Source organism: Amycolatopsis melonis (assembly GCF_040064235.1).
GTDB lineage: Bacteria > Actinomycetota > Actinomycetes > Mycobacteriales > Pseudonocardiaceae > Amycolatopsis > Amycolatopsis melonis.
Map to the genome: position 1 here is coordinate 488,265 of NZ_JBDZYD010000001.1, position 21,368 is coordinate 509,632.

The window sequence follows — 21,368 nt, forward strand, 5'->3', positions numbered from 1 at the left end:
GTCCGCGATGTCTGGCACACTGCGCACCATGTACGGCACTTCCGAACGGCTCCTGCGGCTGCTGTCCCTCCTGCAGGCGCGGCGGGACTGGCCGGGTGCCGACCTCGCGGCCCGGCTGGAGGTCGACGTCCGCACGATCCGCCGGGACGTCGAACGGCTGCGCTCCCTCGGCTACCCGGTGCACGCGACACCGGGGGTGGCCGGCGGCTACCGGCTCGGCGCGGGTGCCGCGCTCCCGCCGTTGCTGCTGGACGACGACGAGGCCGTGGCGGTCGCGGTCGGCCTGCGCACGGCGGCGAACGGCACGGTCAGCGGCATCGAGGAGACGTCGGTGCGCGCGCTGGCGAAGCTGGAGCAGGTGCTGCCCGCCCGGCTGCGGCCGCGGGTCGGCGCCCTGCACGCGGCCACGATGTCGCTGCCCGGCGCGGGCCCGGCGGTCGACGCCGCGGTGCTGACGACGATCGCCGCGGCCTGCCGCGACCACGAGCGGCTGCGCTTCGGCTACGGCGACCGGTCGGGCGCGCAGACGGAACGCTCGGTCGAGCCGCTGCGGCTGGTCCACACCGGACGGCGCTGGTACCTGGTCGCCTTCGACCTCGACCGGGCGGGCTGGCGGACGTTCCGGGTGGACCGGATCGCGGGCGTGCCGGTGCCGGGCTTCCGGTTCACCCCGCGCGAACCCCCGGCCGAGGACCTCGCGGCGTACGTGACCCGCCAGATCTCGGCGGCGCCGTACCGGCACCAGTTCGTCATGCGGGTGGCGGTCCCGGCGGCCGTGCTGGCCCAGCGCATCCCGCCGACGGCCGGCGTGGTCGAGCCGGTCGACGAGCACAGCTGCCGGGTCCGCACCGGCGCGAACACGCTCGACACCGTGCCGTACCACCTGGCCCAGTGGGGCTACGACTTCGTGGTCGAAGAGGCCCCGCCGGAGCTGGTGGACCGGTTGCGGGAGGTGGCCGAGCGGTTTGCGCGGGCGGTCGGTTAGCCCGCGATCCGCACGCGGTCGCTGTCGCCGTCGGAGAGGAACGCCGCCAGTGCCTGCCCCTCCTCGGCGACCTCCGTCCGCTCGGCGCGGGAGAAGCGCCGCAACGGCGTCACCACGACCGTGCCGTCCTCGGCCGTCCAGGTCGCGGCGACCCGGCCGTCCACCAGCACCACGCGTTCGCCCGCCACCGACAGCCCGCGGTGGGCGTCGTCGATGATGCGGCTGCGGTCGTCGTAGCCGAGGATCGCGTTGTCGAACGCCGGCAGGAACCGGGCCGGTGCCGGGGTTTCCGGAGCGGGCCGCGGCGCGCCGGGCAGGTCGAGCAGTTCGCGGCCGCGCTCGTCGCGGAAGACCGCCAGCTCGTCGCGCAGCGCCTTCACCGCGGCCGGGAGCCCGGTCAGGCCGCACCACGCGCGGAGGTCGGCCGAGGCCGCCGGGCCGAACGCGGCCAGGTAGCGGCGCACCAGGACCCGGTCGTCGCCGGGCGGCCCGGGATCGCGGCCGAGCCAGGCGGACACCGGCAGGTTCCGCACCCCCGCCTTCGTGCGCCACAGCCCGCGGGGTGGCAGCTGGACCGTCGGGATCAGCGCGGCGACCAGCAGTTCACCGAGTGCCCGCGGTCCCGGCGCGGGCCATTGCGCGGCCACCGCCCGCGCGAGTTCGCCCATCGAGCGGGGCTCGCCGTCGGCCAGTACCGCGCGGCCCGCCGCCGCGAGCGCGTCGAGATCCACTCCCTCGAGCTCGCGGCGGTAGGTACCGAGGACACGCTGGCGCAGCATCGCGTCGAAGCGGGTCCGCCACGCGAGGACGTCCTCCGCGGTGAGCAGGTGGACCGTCCGGCGCATGAGGTGCGTCCGCACGACGTGCCGCCCGGTCAGCAGGTCCGACAGCGCCGCCGGGTCGAATGCGCGCAGCCGCGACCACAGCCCGGTGAACGGCTCCTGCGGTTCCTGTGCCTGCAGGCTGCACAGGTGCGCGACGGCGTCCCGCACCGGCAGGCCGGCCCGGTCCAGGAGGAGCTGCCGGGCGAGCGTGGCGCGGTTGAGCGCCCGCGTGTCCAGGACGGTCACGTCGACTTCTGCCCGTCGAGGGTCTCGCGCAGGATGTCCGCGTGCCCGGCGTGCTGGGCGGTCTCGGCGATGACGTGCAGCAGCACGCGCCGCACGCTCCGCGTCGCGCCCGGCTCGTTCCACGGCGCCTCCGGCAGCGGGTGTGCCGCGGACAGGTCGGGCAGGCCGCGGATGATCTCCTCGCTGCGCTGGGCGACGTCCTCGTAGCGCGCGAGGACCCCGGCCAGGGTTTCGCCGGGCAGCATGCGGAAGTTCGCCTGGTGCTCGACGGCCCACTGCGGGATCTCGCGGGCCGTTCCGGCGGCCAGGTCGGCCCAGGTCACGCCGTCGGGCAGGTCGTAGCGCAACGCCGAGGGGCCGTCGGCGGCGAACCGCAGCCAGCCTTCCTCGATGGCCGCGACGTGCTTGACCAGCCCGCCCAGGCACAGCTCGCTGACGGCCGGGCGCGTGCCGGCCTGCTCGTCGGTGAGCCCGCGGGTCGTGGTGACGAGGGCGGCGCGGGCGGCCGCCAGCTCGGCGATGAGGTCTTCGCGTTCGGTGGTGTTCACGAGGACCACCGTGTCAGGGGTAGCGGACAGGGTGTGTCCGCTACTGCGGGCAGGATGGCGGACGTGCCGAAAACCTCCGCGCGGCTGCTCGCGCTGCTGTCGCTGCTCCAGGCCCGCCGGGACTGGCCGGGGGAGCTGCTGGCCGAGCGCCTGGACGTCAGTGTGCGGACCGTGCGCCGCGACGTCGACCGGCTGCGGGAGCTGGGCTACCCGATCACGGCCGCCAAGGGACCCGACGGCGGATACCGGCTCGGCGCGGGCACCGACCTGCCGCCGCTGCTGTTCGACGACGACCAGGCCGTGGCTCTTGCGGTCGCGCTGCGGACGGTCGCCGGCGCCGGGATCGAGGAGGCCGCGGCCCGGGCACTGCACACGGTCCGGCAGGTCATGCCGTCCCGGCTGCGCCACCGCGTCGACGCGCTCGCCGTCACCGCGGTCGCGCCCACCGGTCCCGCCGCCGACCCCGCCGTGCTGGCGACGCTCGGCGCGGTCGTCCGGGCCCGCGAAGTGCTGCGGTTCGGCTACGCGGATGGCGCGCCGCGGCGGGCCGAACCGCACCACCTCGTCACGTGGCGCGGGCGCTGGTACCTCGTCGCGTGGGACCTCGACCGCGGCGACTGGCGCACCTTCCGCGTCGACCGGATCAGCCCGCGCGTCCCGACCGGGCCGCGGTTCACCCCGCGCGAGCTGCCCGGCGGCGACGTGGCCGCGTTCGTCGCCGCGCGGTTCGAGGGCCGGGACGCGGCGGGGGAGTGGCCCTGCCGCGGCGAGGTGATCCTCGGCCTGCCCGCCCGCGTGGTGGCCGCGTACGCCCGGGACGGCGTGGTCGAGGAACTCGGCCCGGACCGCTGCCGCCTGGTGCTCGGGGCGTGGTCGTGGGTGGGATTGGCCGCCTCGATCGGGCGGTTCGACGCCGACGTCGAAGTCGTCGGACCGGACGAGCTGAAGGACGCTTTCGCGGTGCTGGCCCGCCGTTACGCCGCGGCGGCCGACCGACCGCTCAGTCTGTGACCTGGGTCTCCGCGGGAGCCCCCAGCATGCGCAGCACGAGGCTGCCGTACTCCTTGCCCAGCGCGGTCGGCGTCTGCCGGGCCCGCTCGGAGTACCAGCGCGCGACGTCGACCCCGAGCGAAAGGACCGCCCGCGCGGCGATGTGCGGATCGGCGACGGTGAACACGCCGTCGGCGGCACCCGCGGCGATCACCTCCCGCACGATCCGCTCGATCCGGCGCCGCAGCTCGGCGACCACCTCGAACTCCTCCTCGGGCAGCGCCTGCAGCTCGTACTGGACGACCCGGGCGACGGTGTGGCGCCGCGCGTGCCAGGCGACGAAGTCCTCGACGATCAGCCGGATCCGCGCGACGGGATCGGCTTCCTTGGCGACGACGTTCTCGACGAGCGCGAGGGTCTGCTCGTGGCCGTACCGGCTGATGGCGAACAGCAGCGCGGCCTTGGACGGAAAGTGCACGTAGAGCGCGGCGGGCGACATCCCGGCGGCCCCGGCGATGTCGCGCGTGGTGGTGGCGTGGTAGCCCCGCTGCGCAAAGGCCTCGACCCCGGCGAGCATCAGCCGCCGGGCGGTCTCCGGCTGCACATCGGGCCACAGTTCGGCCGACAGCGACATCGTCATCCGGCGATCCTCCCAGATTCCACGGTCAGCCTCGATCACGTCCATTGTAAGCGGGCGCTTTGTCGAGACTCGCCTCAGCGCCTGCTCGTCCGTCGGGGCGGCTGTCCGAATTCGGCGGCCCGCGAATGGCGAATGGGGGTATTCCGTCCCGTTTCCGGCGCGGAACTTCCGGCGGTCCTGCCCGCCGCACGATCGTGGCTATATTGCAGGACGGAAAACGGCCGGACCGGGGGAGAAGATGGCGGAGGACGTGCCGGCGACCTACCGGGAAGTGTTCGGGGTCGCGCAGTTCCGGATTCTCTGGCTGGCTCACGTCCAGTCGGTCCTGGGTGACCAGCTCGCGCGCGTCGCGTTGTCGATCCTCGTGTTCGACCGGACCGGCTCGCCGGCCTGGGCGGCGGTCACCTATGCCATGACGATCCTGCCCAACCTGGCCGGTGGGGCGCTGCTGTCGGGGCTGGCGGACCGGTTTCCGCGGCGGACGGTCATGGTGGCCGCCGACGTGCTGCGGGCCGTGCTCGTCGCCGTGATGGCGCTGCCCGGGCAGCCGGTGGCCGTCATGGTCGTGCTGCTGGCCGTGGTCCAGGTGCTCTACGCCCCCTTCACCGCGGCGCGCAGCGCCGTGCTGCCCGCGGTGCTCACCGGCGACCGGTTCGTCGTGGGCACCGCCGTCATGCGCACCACCGACCAGATCGGGCACGTCGCCGGGTTCGGGGCGGGTGCCGCGCTGGTGACGCTGCTCGGCACGCACACCACCCTCCTGCTGGACGCGGCCACGTTCGCCGTCTCGGCGCTGCTGCTGGCCACCGGCCTCCAGGCACACCGGCCGTCCGCGGAGGGACAGGCCGTCCGCGGTGCGGGGACCTGGTGGCGGACGCTGCGGGCCGGTTTCGCACTGGTGACCGGCGATCGGCGGCTGCGGGCGCTGGTCGGGCTGGCGTGCGTGTCCGGGTTCTACGTCGTCCCGGAGGGCCTCGCCGTGCCGTATGCCGCGCAGATCCACGGTGGCACGCTCGCGGTCGGGCTGCTGCTGGCCGCGAACCCGGTCGGCGCGGTGCTGGGGATGCTGACGCTGAAGGCGGTGCGGCCGGACCGGCGGCTGCGGTGGATGGGGCCGCTGGCGGTGGCGACCTGCGCGGTGCTGTTGCCGACGGCGTGGGCGCCGCCGCTGTGGGTCACGGTCGCGTTGTGGGTGGCCAACGGCCTGTTCTCGGCCTACGACATGGTCGCCAACACGACGTTCGTGCAGATCGTGCCGGACGCCTCCCGCGGCCAGGCGATCGGCCTCGCCGTCGCGGCGATGCTCACCGCGCAGGGCGTCGGCGTGGTGGCGGGTGGGCTGCTCGCCCAGGCGGTCACGCCCGCGGTCGTGATCGGGCTCGCGGGCCTTGGCGGCACGCTCGCGGCGGTCGCCGCGTCGCTGGCCTGGCGCCGGGCCGCGCCGCTCCTGCCCCCGGCGGGGCAGGAGCGAAACGCGAACAGCGCTTGACCGGCACTCAGAACCAGGTGTTGTTGCGCATGCCGGTCACCTCCTTCCGGATCGGCCCGAGAGGCCTGCTCAACGCGACCAGGTGTTGTTGCGCCACGTGTTGTTCCGCATCGGTTCCACCTCCTTCGCCGGTGCCTGGGCCATCCGGGTGGTTTTCCTGATGATGAGGCAGCAGGCCGTCATGGCCCCCACCCGGAGCGTTACGCTGCTTCAACCGTGATGTGCGGACGTAATCGTTGCTGGGGGGTGACGGCCGGTGTTCTCGCTGGTCGGTAGGCCGTGGCGACGGATCCGGTCCTGGGCGGTGTGGTCGTTGCCCCGCCACGTCCTGGCGTACGTCCTGATCGTCGACATCCTGGCAGCAGGCGCCACCGGCGCGATGGTCCCGGTCCTGCCGGTGACCCGCGCCGACGGTATGGCGGCCCTCATCCTCGGGATCTGCGCGATCGCCCACATCGAGCTGTCCCGCGGCATCGAACGCGCCCGCAAGCTGACCTCCGGCGCCGGCCCGTTCGTCGACAGCCTGACCCTGTGGGACTTCGCGGCGATCCTCGTCCTGCCCCCGGCCGCGGCCAGTGGCCTGATCGTCTTCACCCACGCCGTCGCCTGGCTGCGGGTCTGGCGCGGCCGCCGCGCGCTGTACCGGTGGGTGTTCAGCGACGCGACCGTCCTGCTGGCCACCCAGGCCGCCGCCCTGGTCCTGCTGGCCGGGCCCGGCCCCCACCCCGGCGTTCCGGCCGGGCCGGGCGGGCTCGCCGTCGTCCTCGCCGCCGCGGTGCTGCGCTGGTTCGTCAACTACGCACTGGTGGTCGGCGCGATCCTGATCTCGTCTCCCGGCGTCCGCGCCGGGCAGGTGATCGGCGAGTTCGGCGAGCAGATCATCGAGGCGGGCGCGCTCGGCCTCGGCCTCGGCGCGGCCGGGCTGGTGGCCTACAACCCGTGGCTGCTCGCCGGCGTCGTCGTCGGCCTGCTCGCCCTGCACCGCGGAGTCCTGCTCGCGCAGTTCCGCGCATCCTCGCGCACCGACGAGAAAACGGGACTGCATTCCGCGGACTGGTGGCACCAGATCGCCGAACGCGCGCTGGAGCGGGCCCGGATCGGCGAATCCGCCCTCGCGGTGCTGATGATCGACCTCGACCTGTTCAAGAACATCAACGACACCCACGGCCACCCGGCGGGCGACCAGGTCCTGCGCGCGGTGGCCCAGGCCATAGCGGCCGAAGTCCGTCACGACGACGCAACGGGCCGCTGGGGCGGCGAGGAGTTCGTCGTCCTCCTGCCCTCGGTCGACGAACGCGAACTCGCCGCGATCGCCGAACGCATCCGCCGCCGCGTCCACGTCCTGGTGGTCCCGATCGTGACGGACGAAGGCCCGAAGACGGTCACCGACCTGACGGTCTCCATCGGCGGCGCCCTGTGGCCCAGCCCCGGCCTGACCACGATCGACGACCTCGTGCTGGCGGCGGACAGCAATCTGTACACGGCGAAAGGTGCCGGCCGCGACCGCGTACGGCTTCCTGGTGATCTTCCTTCGCCGCGGACCGACGGGCTTCCCGAGCAGAAACCGCGGCAGCCGGACCAAACCTGACGCCGGTGTTGCGGCAGGGTTCACTGTCTGGACGCTGTCCTGAATGGACGGTGAGGCGAGCCGGTCCCGGCCGGGAATGCGGCAGGAGGGCGGAACATGGTCGGCGACAGCGCATGGACGAGCGTGTCGATGCCGTACGTGAGCGGACAGAGCGGCGATGCCTGGGGTGCCGAGGCGGCGCAGCACGGTGGTAGGGGCACGCAGCGGCTTCTCGACGCCGGCGAGGTTCCGGCGCCTGCACCGGTCGCCGAGGCCCTCGGGCTCGGCACGGGCGGGCCGGTGATCGTCCGTCGTCGCGTCATGCTGTTCGATGATCGGCCGGTCGAGCTGGTCGAGTCCTACTATCCGCCCGCGATCGCGCGTGGCACCCCGCTGGCCGAGCCGCGGAAGATCCGGGGTGGGGCCGTTGCGCTCCTGGCCGAACTCGGTCATCGGCCGGAACGGGTTCGGGAAGACGTCGTTGCTCGCCTGGCGACCGCACGCGAACGGGCCACGCTGCAGCTGGCCGATCCGGCGTGCGTGCTGCAGCTGTCGCGCGTGTTGTTCGATCAGGAGGGCGTGGCGGTCGAGGCGAGTGTCATGACCATGGTCGCCGAGGGACGGCGCCTACGCTACGAGCTGACCCTCTGATCCCAGGCCCCGAGGAGCCGGACTTGCCCCGTGCCCGTGACGTCCGGCCGCGGCATCAGCAGATCGCCGCGGAACTGCGCGACCGCATCATGCGCGGTGACCTCGGGCCGGGTGACCGGCTCCCGTCGACCGCGGACCTCGTCGCGCAGTACTCCGCGGCGAACGCCACGATCCAGCGTGCGCTGTCGACCCTGAAGGCCGAGGGATTCCTCGACAGCCGTGTCGGCAAAGGCGTCTACGTCCGCGACCATCAGCCGCTCGTCGTCGACGCTGCCGCCTACCTCGCTCCCGCGCCCGGCCGGTTCCGCTATCGGCTGATCACGGTGGAAGAAGCCGTCCCGCCCGCCGACGTGCTCGAAGCGCTGGAACTGGCACCCGGTGCTGTCACGGTCGTGCGGCGCCGGATTCTCTTTCACGACGATCAGCCGGTCGAGCTGTCGGCCTCGTACTACCCGGCCGAGATCGCCGCAGGCACCGGCTTGGCCGGACGGGACAAGATCGACGGCGGCGCGCCCCGCGTTCTCGCCGGACTCGGCTTTCCGCAACGGAACTTCGTCGACCGCATTTCGGCCCGCCCGCCCACGGTCGGCGAAGCCGAGGCGCTCGAACTGCCCGAAGGAACCCCGGTCATTCGGCAGCTGCGCACGGTCTACAGCGACCGCCAACGACCCGTCGAAGCCTCGGTGCTGGTCAAGGGCGCGCATCGCCACGAACTGCGGTACCGGCAGGAAATCCCCGCGAAGTGACCAGGTTCCTGCGGTAATGTCAACGTGAACAGCCTGGTTCAGCCCCGAGCCACCGCCCCATTTGCTGCAGGAAGGGTGTCCTGGTGTGGCCGGGTGAGCCGGGATCGAGGCGGTTGACCGTTTCCTGCTCACACGCGAACCGGCACATCGTCGTCCTCGATCTCGCGGGTGAACTCGACAGCGGCACCCTCCTTCTCCTGACGCGGGAAATCGCGGCGGTCCTGGCTCGCGAACCGGTCCCGGAGGCCGTCGTCGTGGATCTGGGGGCCGTTGTCGCCGTCTCGGCTGCCGGGTTGCGGGCGTTGTATGCCGCTCAGGATCATGCCGGCGGCAAGGGTGTTGCGGTTCGTGTCGTGGCCGGGCGGTGCTCGAACGCGGGACGGGTGCTCGACGCGACGGGCATGCGGGCGGTGCTCGACGTGTACTCCACCCGGGCCGCGGCCGTGGCTTCCGGCGACCGGGACCGGTTCGTGAGGGAGATGCGCGGCCGCTGGGCGCGCGGCTAGCGTCCGCTGGCTGGACGAAAACCGGACACCAAGGGCTGAACCACCTGTTCGGTCGGCGACTTACCGTCCACATCGTGGGAAAGTGGGTCGATCACTGGGTTCCGTGGAGGAACTTGCCTAAGGTCCACCACGTCACCCGAACGGCTGAATATTGAAGGTGCTGTGGTCAACTCTCCGCCGACGCCGCCACCCGCCGGCGTCCCGGCCCTCGCGGCACGTTCGCTGCCCGCCGCGGTGTGGCGTGCCGTCCGGTCCGGGCGGTGGACGTTCACCTGTGCGGTGCTGATCGTCGTCATCGTGCTGCTCGCCGCCGGGGCCGATCTCTTCGTGCTGGCCGAAGGGCAGAGCCTTGCTCCGGACATCGCCACGCTCGGCCCGACCGGGCTGCCCGCCGGCACGCTCGGCGGGGTGAGCGGGGCGCACTGGTTCGGGGTCGAGCCGCTGACCGGCGTCGACCTCTTCGCGCTCGTCGCACACGGGGCGCGGACGTCGCTGCTCGTCGGGCTCGGGGCGACCGTGCTGGGCACCGCGCTCGGCGTCGTCATCGGGGTCAGCGCCGGCTACCTCGGCGGCTGGTGGGACCGCCTGGTGACGTGGACCGCCGACGTCATTCTCGGGTTCCCGTACCTGATCTTCATGATCGCGCTCGGCGCCGTGCTGCCGGTGGACTTCCCGCGGCAGGTCATGCTGATCATCGTCCTCGGCCTCTTCGGCTGGCCGCGCGTGGCCCGGATCGTGCGCGCGCAGACACTGACGCTCGCCAAGCGCGACTTCGTCGCGGCCGCCCGCGTCATGGGCGGCGGGCCGTGGCACGTGTTCACCAAAGAGCTGCTGCCGAACCTGTGGGCGCCGGTCATCGTCGTCGCGAGCCTGGCGATCCCGTCGATGATCGGCAGCGAGGCCGCGCTTTCCTTCCTCGGGGTCGGCGTCCTGCCGCCGACGCCGAGCTGGGGCCGCACGATCAGCACCGCCATCGACTTCTTCGAGACCGACCCGATGTACCTGGTGTTCCCCGGGTTGCTGCTGTTCCTGATCACGCTGGCCTTCAACGTCGTCGGCGACGCCATCCGCGACGCCCTCGACCCGCGCTCCGGCGGTGCGGCCTGATGCGCACCCTCCGCTTCGTCGCGTCGCGGTTCGCCGGGATGCTGCTCGTGCTGTTCGTCGTCGCCTTCGTGACGTTCGTGGTGTTCTACGTCCTGCCCGCCGACCCGGCCCGGATGGCCTGCGGCCGCCCGTGCTCGCCGGAAGGCCTGCAGCTGGCACGGGAGTTCATGGGCTACGACGTCCCGTGGTACCGGCAGTTCCTGGACTTCCTCGGCGGGATCGTCGGCGGCCGCACGTTCGGCACCGGCGCCGCGGCGATCCACTGCACCGCGCCCTGCTTCGGCTGGGACTTCCAGAACAACGTCGACGTGCTCAGCGAGATCGGCGGCCGGATCGAGGTCAGCTTCTCGGTGGCACTCGGCGCGGCCGCGATCTGGATCGTCGCCGGCGTCGGCCTCGGCGTGCTGTCGGCACTGCGCCGCGGCACCGCCGCCGACCGGATCACCATGGCCGCCGCCATGGCAGGCGTGTCCATGCCCGCCTACCTCGCCGGGATGATCGGCATCACGATCTTCGCCTTCGCGCTCGACGTCGTGCCGAAGTCCGGATACGTGCCGCTGACGGAGGATCCCGCGCAGTGGGCGTGGCACCTCGTGCTGCCGTGGCTCGTGCTGGCCTTCCTGCACGCCGCCGTCTACGCGCGGCTCACCCGCGGCCAGATGCTGGAGACCCTCGGCGAGGACTACATCCGCACCGCGCGGGCCAAGGGCCTGACCGAGCGGAAAGTGGTGGGACGGCACGCCCTGCGCAACGTGCTGCTGCCGGTCGTCACGGTCTTCGGCGTCGACCTCGGCTCGCTGCTGGCCGGCACGGTGATCACCGAGCGGATCTTCGGCATGGCCGGGGTGGGACGGCTGCTCGTCGACGCCATCGCGTCGCTCAACCTGCCGGTGCTGCTCGGCGTCACGCTGTTCTCGGCGCTGCTGGTCACCGTCCTGAACTTCCTGGTCGATCTTTGCTACGGCGCGCTCGATCCGCGAGCACGCCTTGTCTGAAGGGGAAACGATGAAACTCAGGCTCGCGGCGGGCGTGGCCGCCGCCGTCATGCTGCTGACGGCGTGCGGTGCCAACGACACACCCGCCGGGCAGGGCGGCAGCGTCAAGCCGGGCGGGAACCTCGTCCTGCTCAACGACGCGCCGTCGATCACCTGGGACCCGGCGAAGAGCTCGAACCTCGTCGTCACCTCCCTGGGGCTCATCCACCGCCGGCTGACGTCGTGGGACGTCGCGCCGGGCAAGGACACCACGATCGTGCCGGACCTGGCCACCGACACCGGGCGGCCCAGCGACGGCGGCAAGACGTGGACGTTCACCCTCAAGGACGGCCTCAAGTACGCCGACGGCACGCCGATCAAGAGCGAAGACGTCAAGTGGGGCCTCGAACGCTCCTTCGCGCCCGCGTTCTCCGGCGGCCTGGCCTACCACAAGGACCTGCTCTCGCCGGGCCTGGCGTACAAGGGCCCGTTCGAGGGCAAGGACCTCGACACCATCCAGACGCCGGACGCGAAGACGATCGTCTTCCACCTCGCCCGCCCCTACGGCGACTTCAACTGGGTCGCCAGCACGCCGGCGTTCTCCCCGGTGCCCAAGGGCAAGGGTGCCGAGCCGAACTACGGTGACCACCCGGTCGCGTCCGGCCCGTACCAGCTGGCGAGCTACGAGCGCGGCAAGTCGGCGAAGCTGACGCGCAATCCGAACTGGAGCCGCGACGAGGACAAGACCCGGCTGGCCAACCCGGACACCATCGAGTTCCAGCTCGGCCAGGACACCGGCGTCATCTCCAAGCGCCTGGTCGACGACAGCGGCAACGACCGCTACGCCTTCGGCATGTCCTTCGCCTCGCCCGCCCAGCTGGCCCAGATCCAGGGCAACGCCTCGGCGAAGGCGCGGCTGGTGACCTCGGAATCCGGTGCGCTGGCCTACCTTTCGCTGAACACGCAGCGCGGGAAGCTGACCAATCCCAAGGTGCGCCAGGCCTTCCAGTACGCCGTCGACAAGGCCGCGTTCCAGGTGGCCAGCGCGGGCAGCGCCCAGCTCGCCGGTGACGTCGCCACGACGCTGATCACGCCGGGACTGCAGGGGCGTGAGCAGTTCGACCTGTACCCGGCGCCGCCGTCCGGCGACGTGGCCAAGGCCAAGCAGCTGCTGGCCGAGGCGGGCTTCCCGAACGGCCTGGACGGGCTGGTTCTGGCCACCCACAACGAGCGGGGCTTCCCGGAGAAGGCCGCGGCGATCCAGGCGTCGCTGGCGCGGGCGAACATCAAGGTCACCATCAAGCCGCTCGACGACGACACCTACACGTCCGAAGTGGACACCAAGGGCCTCTCGGACTTCGACCTGACGCTGACCTCGTGGCAGCCGGACATCCCGTCGGCCAACGCGAACATCCAGCCGCTGTTCCAGTCCACCGAGATCGGCAACGGCGGGTACAACGAATCCCGGTACAGCAACCCGGAAGTCGACCGGCTGATCGCCGAGGCACAGGCCACTGTGGACCCGGCGGAAGCCGGGAAGAAGTGGGCGGCGCTGGACAGGAAGATCCTCGCCGACTCGCCGGTCGTGCCGCTGATCTACACCCGAAACTCGTTCCTGCACGGCTCGAAGGTCGGCGACGTCCAGATCGGCCGCTTCCCGGCCTACGTCGACTACCGCAAGTTCGGGATTCTCCAGTGACCGCAGCCGGGCTCCTGCGGCTGCGCGACGTCGCGGTCTCCTTCGGGGACGTCGAAGCCGTCCGCGGGGTCGGCTACGAGGTCGGCGCGGGCGAGGTCGTCGCGGTGGTCGGGGAGTCCGGCTCGGGCAAGACGGTCACCGCGATGTCCCTGCTCGGCCTGCTTCCCGCCACGGCAAAGGTGTCCGGCCGGGCGGAGCTGGCCGGGCGGGATCTCTACGCGATGACACCGGCCGAGCGGCGGGCAGTCCGCGGCGGCGAGGTCGGGATGGTGTTCCAGGAGCCGATGAGCGCGCTCAACCCGGTGTTCACCATCGGCGACCAGCTCGTCGAAGCCATCCGCGCGCATCGCGACACGACCGCCGCGGCGGCCCGCGAGCGCGCGGTCGAGCTGCTCGGCCTGGTCGGGCTGCCCACACCGCGCGAGCGGTTGCGCGCCTACCCGCACGAGCTGTCCGGCGGGCAGCTGCAGCGCGTCGTCATCGCCATGGCGGTGGCGAACGAGCCGAAGCTGCTGATCGCCGACGAGCCCACCACCGCTCTCGACGTCACCGTGCAGGCGGAGATCCTCGAGCTGCTGCGGGACCTGCGCGAGCGGCTCGGCACGGCGATCCTGCTGATCACCCACGACATGGGCGTGGTCGCCGACCTGGCCGACCGGGTGGTCGTCATGCACGACGGCCGGGTCGTCGAGCAGGGGACCGTCGAGGCGATCTTCACCGCGCCTGCCGAGGACTACACGCGGCAGCTGCTCGGCTCGGTCGTCTCGCTCAGCAGCGCGGCGACGACCGGGCTGGAACGCGCACTGGCCGCGGACATCTCGGCCGGGCCCGGGCACGTCGCCGCGGCGGAGCACCCGGCGGTGGCGTCGGTCCCCGACGTGCCCGCCGAGGCACCGCTGCTGCGCGTGGAAAACCTGTCGGTGACCTACCGCGGCCGGTTCCGCGCGATGGCCGTGCACGCGGCCGCGGGGGTCAGCCTGCACGTGGAGCCGGGCGAGGTACTCGGGCTGGTCGGGGAGTCCGGTTCGGGCAAGAGCACGGTGGCCCGCGCGGTCACCGGGCTGCTCACGCCCACCACGGGGTCCGTCCGCATCGGCGACGCGGACATCACCCGCGTGCGCGGCCGGGCGGCGAAGGCCCTGCGGCGCCGGATCGGCGTGGTGTTCCAGGATCCGCTGTCCTCGCTGAACCCGCGCACCACGGTCGGGGAGAGCGTCGCGACGCCGCTGCGGCTGCACGGCGCGGCCCGCCGGTCCGAAGTGGACGGACGGGTGGCGGCGCTGCTCGAAGCGGTCCAGCTGGCGCCGTCGCTGGCCGCCCGCTACCCGCACGAGCTGTCCGGCGGGCAGCGTCAGCGCGTCTGCATCGCGCGGGCCCTGGCACTGGGCCCGGACCTGCTGGTGGCCGACGAGCCGACGAGCGCGCTCGACGTCACCATCCAGGCCCGCATCCTCGACCTGCTGCGCGAGCTGCGGCACGAGTTCGGGTTCGCGTGCCTGTTCATCAGCCACGACCTCGCGGTGATCGAGCAGCTGGCCGACCGCGTGGCGGTGATGCACCGCGGGCACGTCGTCGAGCAGGGCCCGGCCAAGGAAGTCCTGACCGCACCGGCGCACCCGTACACGCAGCGCCTGCTGTCGGCGGCACCGGTCGCCGACCCGGAGGCCCAGCGCCGCCGCCGCGAAGCCTGGCGGCTGCTGCGCTGACCGGGGTGGCCGGGGTGGTGGTCTGCCGCGGCTTGTCGTGAGTGGTAATTCGCGTTAGAACCCGAATTGCCACTCACGACCCCCTACCGGCGGCGTCCCGGCCATCCGGACCACTCCGGACGCCGGCCGGGGTGCACCCGGGTGGGCTGAAAGGCGCTTTCGTCTCGTCTGGTGCAGCGAAAGGGACTTTCGTCGCGTCAGACGTAAGGAAGGTCCCTTTCAGCGCGTCGGACCACGACGCTATCCGGTGGACGGCCCCGGCGCACGCACGCTCAGGATGTGGACCGCCGCGCCGGGGTCGTCGTCCAGGATCTGGAACCGGCGGCCTGCTCGTTGACCGGGCCCCGCGACGCTTCCTAGAGTTCGTCGGTGTCAGCGGAAAGCGTCCGCGCTTTTCTTCCCTTTCCTTTTCCGGAACAGGTATTCCCATGCCCGAATCCGTCTGGGTCGCCCAGTCTGATCCGCGGGTCCGGCCGCTGCTCGCCGACCTGGCCCGCGAGTATTCGGCGCGCTACCACCGCGTGCTCAGCGATGTCCACTTCGAACTCCGTGAATACCCGCCGGAACGGTTCGCTCCGCCGGACGGCGGATTGCTGCTGCTCCTGACGGACGGTGCCGCGGTCGCGGGCGGGGCATTCCAGCGATACGACGAGGAAACCGCCGAACTCAAGCGGATCTGGACGCATCCCGCGCAGCGCGGCCGGGGCCTGGCCCGCCGGGTCGTCGCCGAGCTGGAGGCCGAAGCCGGCCGGCGCGGGTACCGGCGGATCTTCCTCACCACCGGCCCGAACCAGCCGGAGGCGCGCGGGCTCTACCTGGCCACCGGGTACACGCCGCACTTCGACGTCGACGCCGTGCCGCGGGCCCCGTTGCCGTTCTCGAAGGCACTTCCGGCCGTGGTGGGGGCGAGATGACCAGCGATCTCGGCACGCGGCCCGCACCGGCCGCGGCCCCGGAAGAAGCACTGAAGATCGTGCCCGCGCGGCGCCCGTTGACCTGGATCGCCGCGGCCGTCGTGGCGGTTCTCGTCGCCATGGCCGGGCACGCGCTGGTGACCAACAAGGCGTTCGACTGGCCGACGTTCGCCCGGTTCGTCTTCCAGAAATCGATACTGGAAGCGGTCGCGCTGACCCTCGAACTGACGCTGTTCGGGGTCGTGGCCGGCTTCCTGCTCGGCACCGTGCTGGCGCTGATGCGGATTTCCCGCAACCCGCTGCTGCGCGCGGTCAGCTGGACCTACACGTGGATCTTCCGCTCGGTCCCGCTCATTCTGCAGCTGCTCTTCTGGTACAACCTCGCGATCCTCTACAACGAGATTTCGTTCGGCATCCCGTTCGGGCCGTCGTTCGTCTCGGTCGGCACGATGAGCCTGATCCCACCGTTCCTGGCGGCCGGGCTCGGCCTCGCCCTGCACCAGGGCGCCTACGCCGCGGAGATCGTGCGCGCGGGATTCCTGTCGGTGGACCCCGGGCAGCAGGAAGCCGCCGCGGCGCTGGGCATCCCGGCCGGACGGCAGTTCCGCCGGATCGTGCTGCCGCAGGCGCTGCGCACGATCGTGCCGACCGCCGCGAACGAGATCGTCGGCATGCTGAAGGCGACGTCGCAGGTGTACGTCATGGCCCTGCCGGAGCTGTTCTACCAGGTCCAGGTGATCTACACGCGCAGCGGCCGGGTGATCCCGCTGCTGCTGGTGGCGACGGCCTGGTACCTGGCGCTGACCACGGTGCTGTCGGTCGTGCAGTACCAGGTCGAACGCCGCCTGGGGCGTGGGGCATGAGCGTGGAGTACATGGTGGACGTCCGCGGTGTCCACAAGAGCTTCGGCGCGCTGACCGTCCTCGACGGCGTCGACCTGCAGGTGCGGCCGGGGGAAGTGACTGTCCTCTTGGGACCGTCCGGGTCCGGGAAGTCGACGCTGCTGCGGCTGATCAACCACCTCGAACGGGCCGACCGCGGGTTCATCAGCGTCGGGGGCGAGCTGATGGGCTACCGGCGGTCCGGCAACCGTCTGCACGAGCTGAAGGAACGGGAGATCCTCAAGCAGCGCACCCGCATCGGGTTCGTCTTCCAGAACTTCAACCTGTTCGGGCACCTGACCGTGCTGGACAACGTCGCCGAGGCGCCGATCTCGGCACAGCGCCGCCCGCGAGTCGAGGCCGAGGCGAAGGCGCGTGAGCTGCTCGCCCGGGTCGGGCTCGCCGAGAAGGCGGGCGAGTACCCGCGGCGGCTGTCCGGCGGGCAGCAGCAGCGCGTGGCGATCGCGCGGGCGCTGGCGCTCGAACCGGACGTCCTGCTCTTCGACGAGCCGACGTCGGCGCTGGACCCGGAGCTGGTCGGCGAGGTCCTGGACGTCCTGCGCGAGCTGGCGCGGGCGGGCACGACCATGGTCGTCGTCACCCACGAGCTGGGCTTCGCGCGCGAAGTCGCCGACACCGTCGTGTTCCTCGACGCGGGCCGGGTGGTCGAACAGGGCCCGCCCGCCGCCGTGCTGGACAACCCGAGCCACGCCCGCACCCGGGCCTTCGTCGACAAAGTCCTTTGAGGAGAGTCATGAGACTGCGCACACTGCTGCTCGCTTCGGTGTTCCTGCTCGCCGCGTGCGGCAGCCCCGAGGCGGCGACCGCGCCGCCGGCCGGGCAGCCCGGCGGCGTCAACATCACCGCGAACCAGAACCGCGTCCGCGCCCAGAAGGTCGACGCGATCGCCGCCCTCGTCCCGGCCGCCATCCGCAGCCGCGGCACCCTGGTCGTCGGGACGACCGGCAACGGCACCCCGCCGCTGTCGTTCCGCGCCGACGACGACAAGACGGTCATCGGCGTCGAGCCCGACCTCGCCCAGCTGGTCGCCGACGTCCTCGGCCTGCGGCTCGACCTGCAGGCGACGTCCTGGGAGAACCTCTTCCTGTCGGTGGAGAACCGCCAGTTCGACGCGGGATTCTCGAACATCACGGTGACCGAGGAACGCAAGGACAAGTACGACTTCGCGACCTACCGCAAGGACACGATCGCGTTCGAGGTCCGCAGCGAGAAGAACATCACCGTCGGAGGTCCGAAGGACATCGCCGGGCTCACGGTGGGGGTCAGCGCGGGAACCAACCAGGAGCAGATCCTGCTGCGCTGGGACCAGCAGAACCGGGCGGCGGGCCTGGCCCCGGTGAAGTTCCAGTACTACCAGGCAACCTCGGACTACTACCTGGCCCTGCAGTCCGGCCGCATCGACGCGTACGTCGGCCCGAACCCGACCTCGGCCTACCACGTGGCGGTCGACGGAAAGACGAAGATCGTCGGCACGATCTCCGGCGGCGGCACGATCCCGGCGGACATCGCGGCGATGACGAAGAAGGACGACGGCCTGGTCAAGGCTCTGCAGCAGGCACTGGAGACGGAGATCCGGAACGGGCAGTACGCGGAGGTCCTCAAGCGCTGGAACCTCGGCTCGGAGGCGGTGCCGTCCTCGGAGATCAATCCGCCGGGCCTGCCCCGCAAGTGAGTCCTCAAACCGGGCGCGCGCCCGGTCTAAGCTGGAGGCGGCGGGAGGAGGCCGACTCTGGACGAGCGCGCGCCGACGCACAACCGGGTGGACGGGAACGCCGAAGCGGTCCTGCAGGTGGGGCACCTCGCCGGGGACGTCCACCTGCACTCCCGGCCCGACGGCGAGCCGGTGCCCGCCGGGCGCCCGATCACGGCCTGGAACGCCTTCACCCTCGGCGTCCACCGGGCGATCACGGTGCCCGGCGGGCCGCTGCCGGACCTGCCGCGCTATGTCCGGCGCGCGCACGACGCCGAGCTGGACGAACTGCTGGCGGATCCGGCACAGAGCGTCATGGTGGTGCTGACCGGTGAGTCGTCGACCGGCAAGACCCGCGCACTCTACGAGTCCGTCCTGGCTCACCAGCGGCTGCGGAAGTGGCCGCTCTGGTACCCGCGCACGGCCGGCGAGCTTTTGAAGCTCGTGCGTTCCGGCCGGCTCGGGGACGAGGCGATCCTCTGGCTCAACGAGACCCACAACTACCTTTCCGGATCGGCAGGCGACGTCGCAGCGGCCGCGCTGTGGAGCCTGCTCGACGGATCGCACGGCGGTTCGACCGTCGTACTGGGGACGCTGTGGCCGCAGTTCTGGGCCGAGTTCGTCGCCGCCCCGCGCAGTGCGCACCGGGACGACCACGGCAACGCACGGGCGTTGCTCCAGCAGCATGTCCGGCGGATCCGGGTCGCCGAGCGGTTCGGTGAGGCGGACGTGCGGGCCGCGCGGTCGCTCGGGATGGCGGATCCGCGGCTGTCCGCCGCGGTGTCGGCGTCCGGCCGCGGGCGCGAGGTGATCCAGACGATGGCGGGCGGCCCGGCCCTGGTCGAACGGCTCGAGTACCCGGACGGCTCCGACGACCGGTTCGCCGCGGCGGTGGTGACGGCGGCGATCGACGCCCGGCGCCTGGGACGCCGGCGGCCCGTCACCCGTGCGCTCCTGGCCGAAGCGGCGGCCGGCTACCTCGGCGACCAGGATCGGGTCGGACCGCCCGGGGACTGGTTCGAGCGCGGCCTGGGACGCGCCGCGGGCGAAGCCGTGCTCGGTGTGACGGCGCTGGGCCCGCTGCGCCAGGCCGCGGGCGTGGGTCCGGCCGACGGCTACGAGCTGCACGACTACCTGGACCAGCACGGCCGGGCCGCCCGGCGGGGCCGCCTCGTTCCGGAATCACTGTGGTCGGCACTGCTGCGGCACACGGACGATTCCGACGACGTGCTGCGGTTGGCCGAGAGCGCCTGTCAGCGGTTGCTGTACCGCCATGCGGATCCTTTGCTCGAGCGCGCCATCGCGACGGCGAACGAGGAGCAGCAGGAGCACCTGGTCGTCCTCATGACCGAGTACGGTCGCCTCGACCGGGCACTTCGCCTGCTGCGGGACACCGCATACCGGCCACAGCCGGATCGCCGGCGCCGGGAGGGGCTCTGCAGGAAGCGACGGTGCTCGGCCTGCTGGAGCACGGTTGTGTCCGGGAAGCCCGGGCGTTGCTGGAGGTCTACGCGGAACGCGCCGACGTCGAGTGGGCGTGGGTGCACCTGGTCCAGCTCCTCGAACGCGGCGGCGAGGAAGACAAGGCCATCGAACTGCTCTCTCGCCTCGTCGAGGACGGCATCGGGAGATACGGCGGTGCCGGCGAACGGCTGGCGGACCTGCTCGCCGGCCGAGGCGACTGGGAACGCGTCATGGAACTCCTGCGCGGCGGCAAGGTGCTGCAGCCCCAGCTGTGGCTGGCGAAGCAGTTCGCCGCCGCCGGACGGCTGGATCGGCTGCGGGCACTCGCCGGGTTCGAGGACCAGAGCGTGATCCTGGTCCTCGTCGAAGCACTGCTGAAGGACGGCCAGGTCACAGAGGGACTCGAACTGTTCGGCCGGGTCCGCGAATGTCCCCGGCCCAGCGGGGCACTGCTGGACCTGCTCGTCCGGCACGGCGGTCCGGACCTGGCCATCGAGGCGGCGATCCGATCGGCACCGGGCGGGTGGGACAAGTTGCTTCGCGAACTCGCCGACGCGCTGTGCGCGCACGGGCACCGTGACCGCGTGCGCACGCTGCTGCGGGAACGCGTCCAGGTCGAGCTGAACCAGCCGGCGGACACCGACCCCCCGGCTGTCCTCGCGGAACTTCTCGTCGACCACGGCTGCTGGCGCGAGGCGCTGAAGATCGCGCGCCACAACGCGGAATGGGGGCTCAGGTGGGTTCCCCGCCGGTTGGCCATGGCGGGCAACACGGCCCAGCTGCGGAAGCTCCTCGACCAGGGACACGAACACGCGGGCCGCGAATACGTCCGGCTGCTGGCCAGGACCCACCGGATGCCCGAAGCGCTGGACCTCGCCCGTACCTCCGCGGACGCGGGCCTCGGCTGGGCCGACGACGAACTCGCCACCTGCCTCGCCGAGTCCGGCCGATTCGGCGAACTCGTCACCAGGGCGGCGGGCGGAAACGAACACGCCGCCCGGCGGCTGGTGACCCTGGCCCGCTTGGGAAAGCTCCCGGACAGCACCGGCCTCCTGCGAGACGGCCTGACGGCGGACGGTTGCCGCGTGACAGACCATGGGCGGCCCGGTTTCTGAGAGCAGGCTTTTGGAAGCGGTTTGGAAGCCGGGCTTGTCACCGTACGGGAAACGAAAGGGGAACAACCGATGACCGTACGGAACAAAGCCCTCGGCGTGGCCGCGGCGGCCGCCTTTGCCGCCGCGGGGATGCTGGCCACCGCCACTTCGGCGGGGGCGGCCGTGGACCCGCCCTCCAACGGCTGGGACCACACCTGGACCACCACCGACGGCAACAAGGGCGGCACCGTCTACATCGAAGAGAACGGCGACCGCGTCTCGGTCTGCGACACCGCCGCCGACGGTTATGCTCCGCGGGTCCAGGTTGCCAGCGAAGAGAGTTCCGTTCCGGGCGCCTACGACATCCGCTACACCCTCACCGCTTCCGGCGGGCTGGGCTCGTGCGCCTCGGCCAGTGCTTCCCAGGGCGGCGTCTACAACCTGCCGGAGAACACGAACATCGGCATCACGGTCTGGCTGGGCCCGGACTACAAGTACCAGAGCACGCACTACTACCTCAACGATCACTGATTCGCCCGCCGCGGGGCACCGGTGCGGAAGGTGCCCCGCGGCGGTCCGGTGTGGACACCCGGGCCCGTCGTTCCTTTTAGGACGCATGCGGGACA

20 protein-coding genes are annotated in these 21,368 nt (G+C 72.0%); 17 read left to right on the forward strand and 3 right to left on the reverse strand.

The annotated features are described in order from the left end of the window. The first annotated feature begins 28 nt into the window (after positions 1-28). A complete protein-coding gene (locus ABJI51_RS02280) occupies positions 29-985 on the forward strand; it encodes a helix-turn-helix transcriptional regulator (RefSeq protein WP_348947213.1) in 957 nt (318 codons plus the stop codon). Here ABJI51_RS02280 and ABJI51_RS02285 read toward each other — a convergent pair. Beyond that, positions 982-2,055 (reverse strand): winged helix DNA-binding domain-containing protein, encoded by a 1,074-nt coding sequence (locus tag ABJI51_RS02285; RefSeq protein WP_348947214.1) that lies wholly within the window; start codon positions 2,053-2,055, stop codon positions 982-984. The two genes, ABJI51_RS02280 and ABJI51_RS02285, sit on opposite strands and share 4 nt — an antisense overlap. Then, positions 2,052-2,603 (reverse strand): DinB family protein, encoded by a 552-nt coding sequence (locus ABJI51_RS02290; protein WP_348947215.1) that lies wholly within the window; start codon positions 2,601-2,603, stop codon positions 2,052-2,054. Before ABJI51_RS02290 ends, ABJI51_RS02285 begins: the two co-directional genes overlap by 4 nt. Positions 2,604-2,666: 63 nt before the next feature. Here ABJI51_RS02290 and ABJI51_RS02295 point away from each other — a divergent pair, with 63 nt between their 5' ends. Beyond that, positions 2,667-3,614: a helix-turn-helix transcriptional regulator gene (locus ABJI51_RS02295; protein WP_348947216.1), complete on the forward strand. Its 948-nt coding sequence runs from the start codon at positions 2,667-2,669 to the stop codon at positions 3,612-3,614. Here ABJI51_RS02295 and ABJI51_RS02300 read toward each other — a convergent pair. After that, positions 3,604-4,233, reverse strand: a complete 630-nt coding sequence (locus tag ABJI51_RS02300) for a TetR/AcrR family transcriptional regulator (RefSeq protein WP_348947217.1) — start codon at positions 4,231-4,233, stop codon at positions 3,604-3,606. The genes ABJI51_RS02295 and ABJI51_RS02300 overlap by 11 nt on opposite strands. A gap of 238 nt (positions 4,234-4,471) precedes the next feature. On the opposite strand from ABJI51_RS02300, the gene ABJI51_RS02305 reads away from it, so the two are divergent. The 15 genes from ABJI51_RS02305 to ABJI51_RS02375 all read left to right on the forward strand — a co-directional run bounded on the left by ABJI51_RS02305 (position 4,472) and on the right by ABJI51_RS02375 (position 21,273). After that, positions 4,472-5,722, forward strand: a complete 1,251-nt coding sequence (locus tag ABJI51_RS02305) for an MFS transporter (RefSeq protein WP_348947218.1) — start codon at positions 4,472-4,474, stop codon at positions 5,720-5,722. A gap of 313 nt (positions 5,723-6,035) precedes the next feature. Then, a complete protein-coding gene (locus ABJI51_RS02310) occupies positions 6,036-7,310 on the forward strand; it encodes a GGDEF domain-containing protein (protein ID WP_348947219.1) in 1,275 nt (424 codons plus the stop codon). 96 nt (positions 7,311-7,406) lie between these two features. Beyond that, positions 7,407-7,940 (forward strand): GntR family transcriptional regulator, encoded by a 534-nt coding sequence (locus tag ABJI51_RS02315; protein ID WP_348947220.1) that lies wholly within the window; start codon positions 7,407-7,409, stop codon positions 7,938-7,940. Between the two features lie 23 nt (positions 7,941-7,963). Beyond that, positions 7,964-8,686 (forward strand): GntR family transcriptional regulator, encoded by a 723-nt coding sequence (locus ABJI51_RS02320; protein ID WP_348947221.1) that lies wholly within the window; start codon positions 7,964-7,966, stop codon positions 8,684-8,686. Between the two features lie 83 nt (positions 8,687-8,769). Continuing rightward, entirely contained in the window at positions 8,770-9,192 is a 423-nt protein-coding gene (locus tag ABJI51_RS02325) for an STAS domain-containing protein (protein WP_348947222.1), read from the forward strand. A gap of 162 nt (positions 9,193-9,354) precedes the next feature. After that, a complete protein-coding gene (locus ABJI51_RS02330) occupies positions 9,355-10,299 on the forward strand; it encodes an ABC transporter permease (protein WP_348947223.1) in 945 nt (314 codons plus the stop codon). Beyond that, positions 10,299-11,294: an ABC transporter permease gene (locus ABJI51_RS02335; RefSeq protein ID WP_348947224.1), complete on the forward strand. Its 996-nt coding sequence runs from the start codon at positions 10,299-10,301 to the stop codon at positions 11,292-11,294. Before ABJI51_RS02330 ends, ABJI51_RS02335 begins: the two co-directional genes overlap by 1 nt. Before the next feature lie 10 nt (positions 11,295-11,304). Beyond that, positions 11,305-12,972 carry an ABC transporter substrate-binding protein gene (locus tag ABJI51_RS02340; RefSeq protein WP_348947225.1) on the forward strand — a complete coding sequence of 556 codons (1,668 nt, stop codon included), beginning with the start codon at positions 11,305-11,307 and terminating at the stop codon, positions 12,970-12,972. Next, positions 12,969-14,678 (forward strand): dipeptide ABC transporter ATP-binding protein, encoded by a 1,710-nt coding sequence (locus ABJI51_RS02345; RefSeq protein WP_348947226.1) that lies wholly within the window; start codon positions 12,969-12,971, stop codon positions 14,676-14,678. Before ABJI51_RS02340 ends, ABJI51_RS02345 begins: the two co-directional genes overlap by 4 nt. Positions 14,679-15,106: 428 nt before the next feature. After that, positions 15,107-15,592 (forward strand): GNAT family N-acetyltransferase, encoded by a 486-nt coding sequence (locus ABJI51_RS02350; RefSeq protein ID WP_348947227.1) that lies wholly within the window; start codon positions 15,107-15,109, stop codon positions 15,590-15,592. Further along, complete coding sequence (locus ABJI51_RS02355) at positions 15,589-16,455, forward strand: amino acid ABC transporter permease (protein ID WP_348947228.1); 867 nt, start codon at positions 15,589-15,591, stop codon at positions 16,453-16,455. Before ABJI51_RS02350 ends, ABJI51_RS02355 begins: the two co-directional genes overlap by 4 nt. After that, entirely contained in the window at positions 16,452-17,219 is a 768-nt protein-coding gene (locus ABJI51_RS02360; RefSeq protein WP_348947229.1) for an amino acid ABC transporter ATP-binding protein, read from the forward strand. Before ABJI51_RS02355 ends, ABJI51_RS02360 begins: the two co-directional genes overlap by 4 nt. 8 nt (positions 17,220-17,227) lie before the next feature. Further along, positions 17,228-18,166, forward strand: coding sequence for an ABC transporter substrate-binding protein (locus ABJI51_RS02365; protein WP_348947230.1), 939 nt, complete (start codon positions 17,228-17,230; stop codon positions 18,164-18,166). An 87-nt stretch (positions 18,167-18,253) separates the two neighbouring features. Next, complete coding sequence (locus ABJI51_RS02370; RefSeq protein WP_348947231.1) at positions 18,254-19,999, forward strand: hypothetical protein; 1,746 nt, start codon at positions 18,254-18,256, stop codon at positions 19,997-19,999. An 833-nt stretch (positions 20,000-20,832) separates the two neighbouring features. Beyond that, a complete protein-coding gene (locus tag ABJI51_RS02375; protein WP_348947232.1) occupies positions 20,833-21,273 on the forward strand; it encodes a hypothetical protein in 441 nt (146 codons plus the stop codon). Positions 21,274-21,368: the final 95 nt, after the last annotated feature.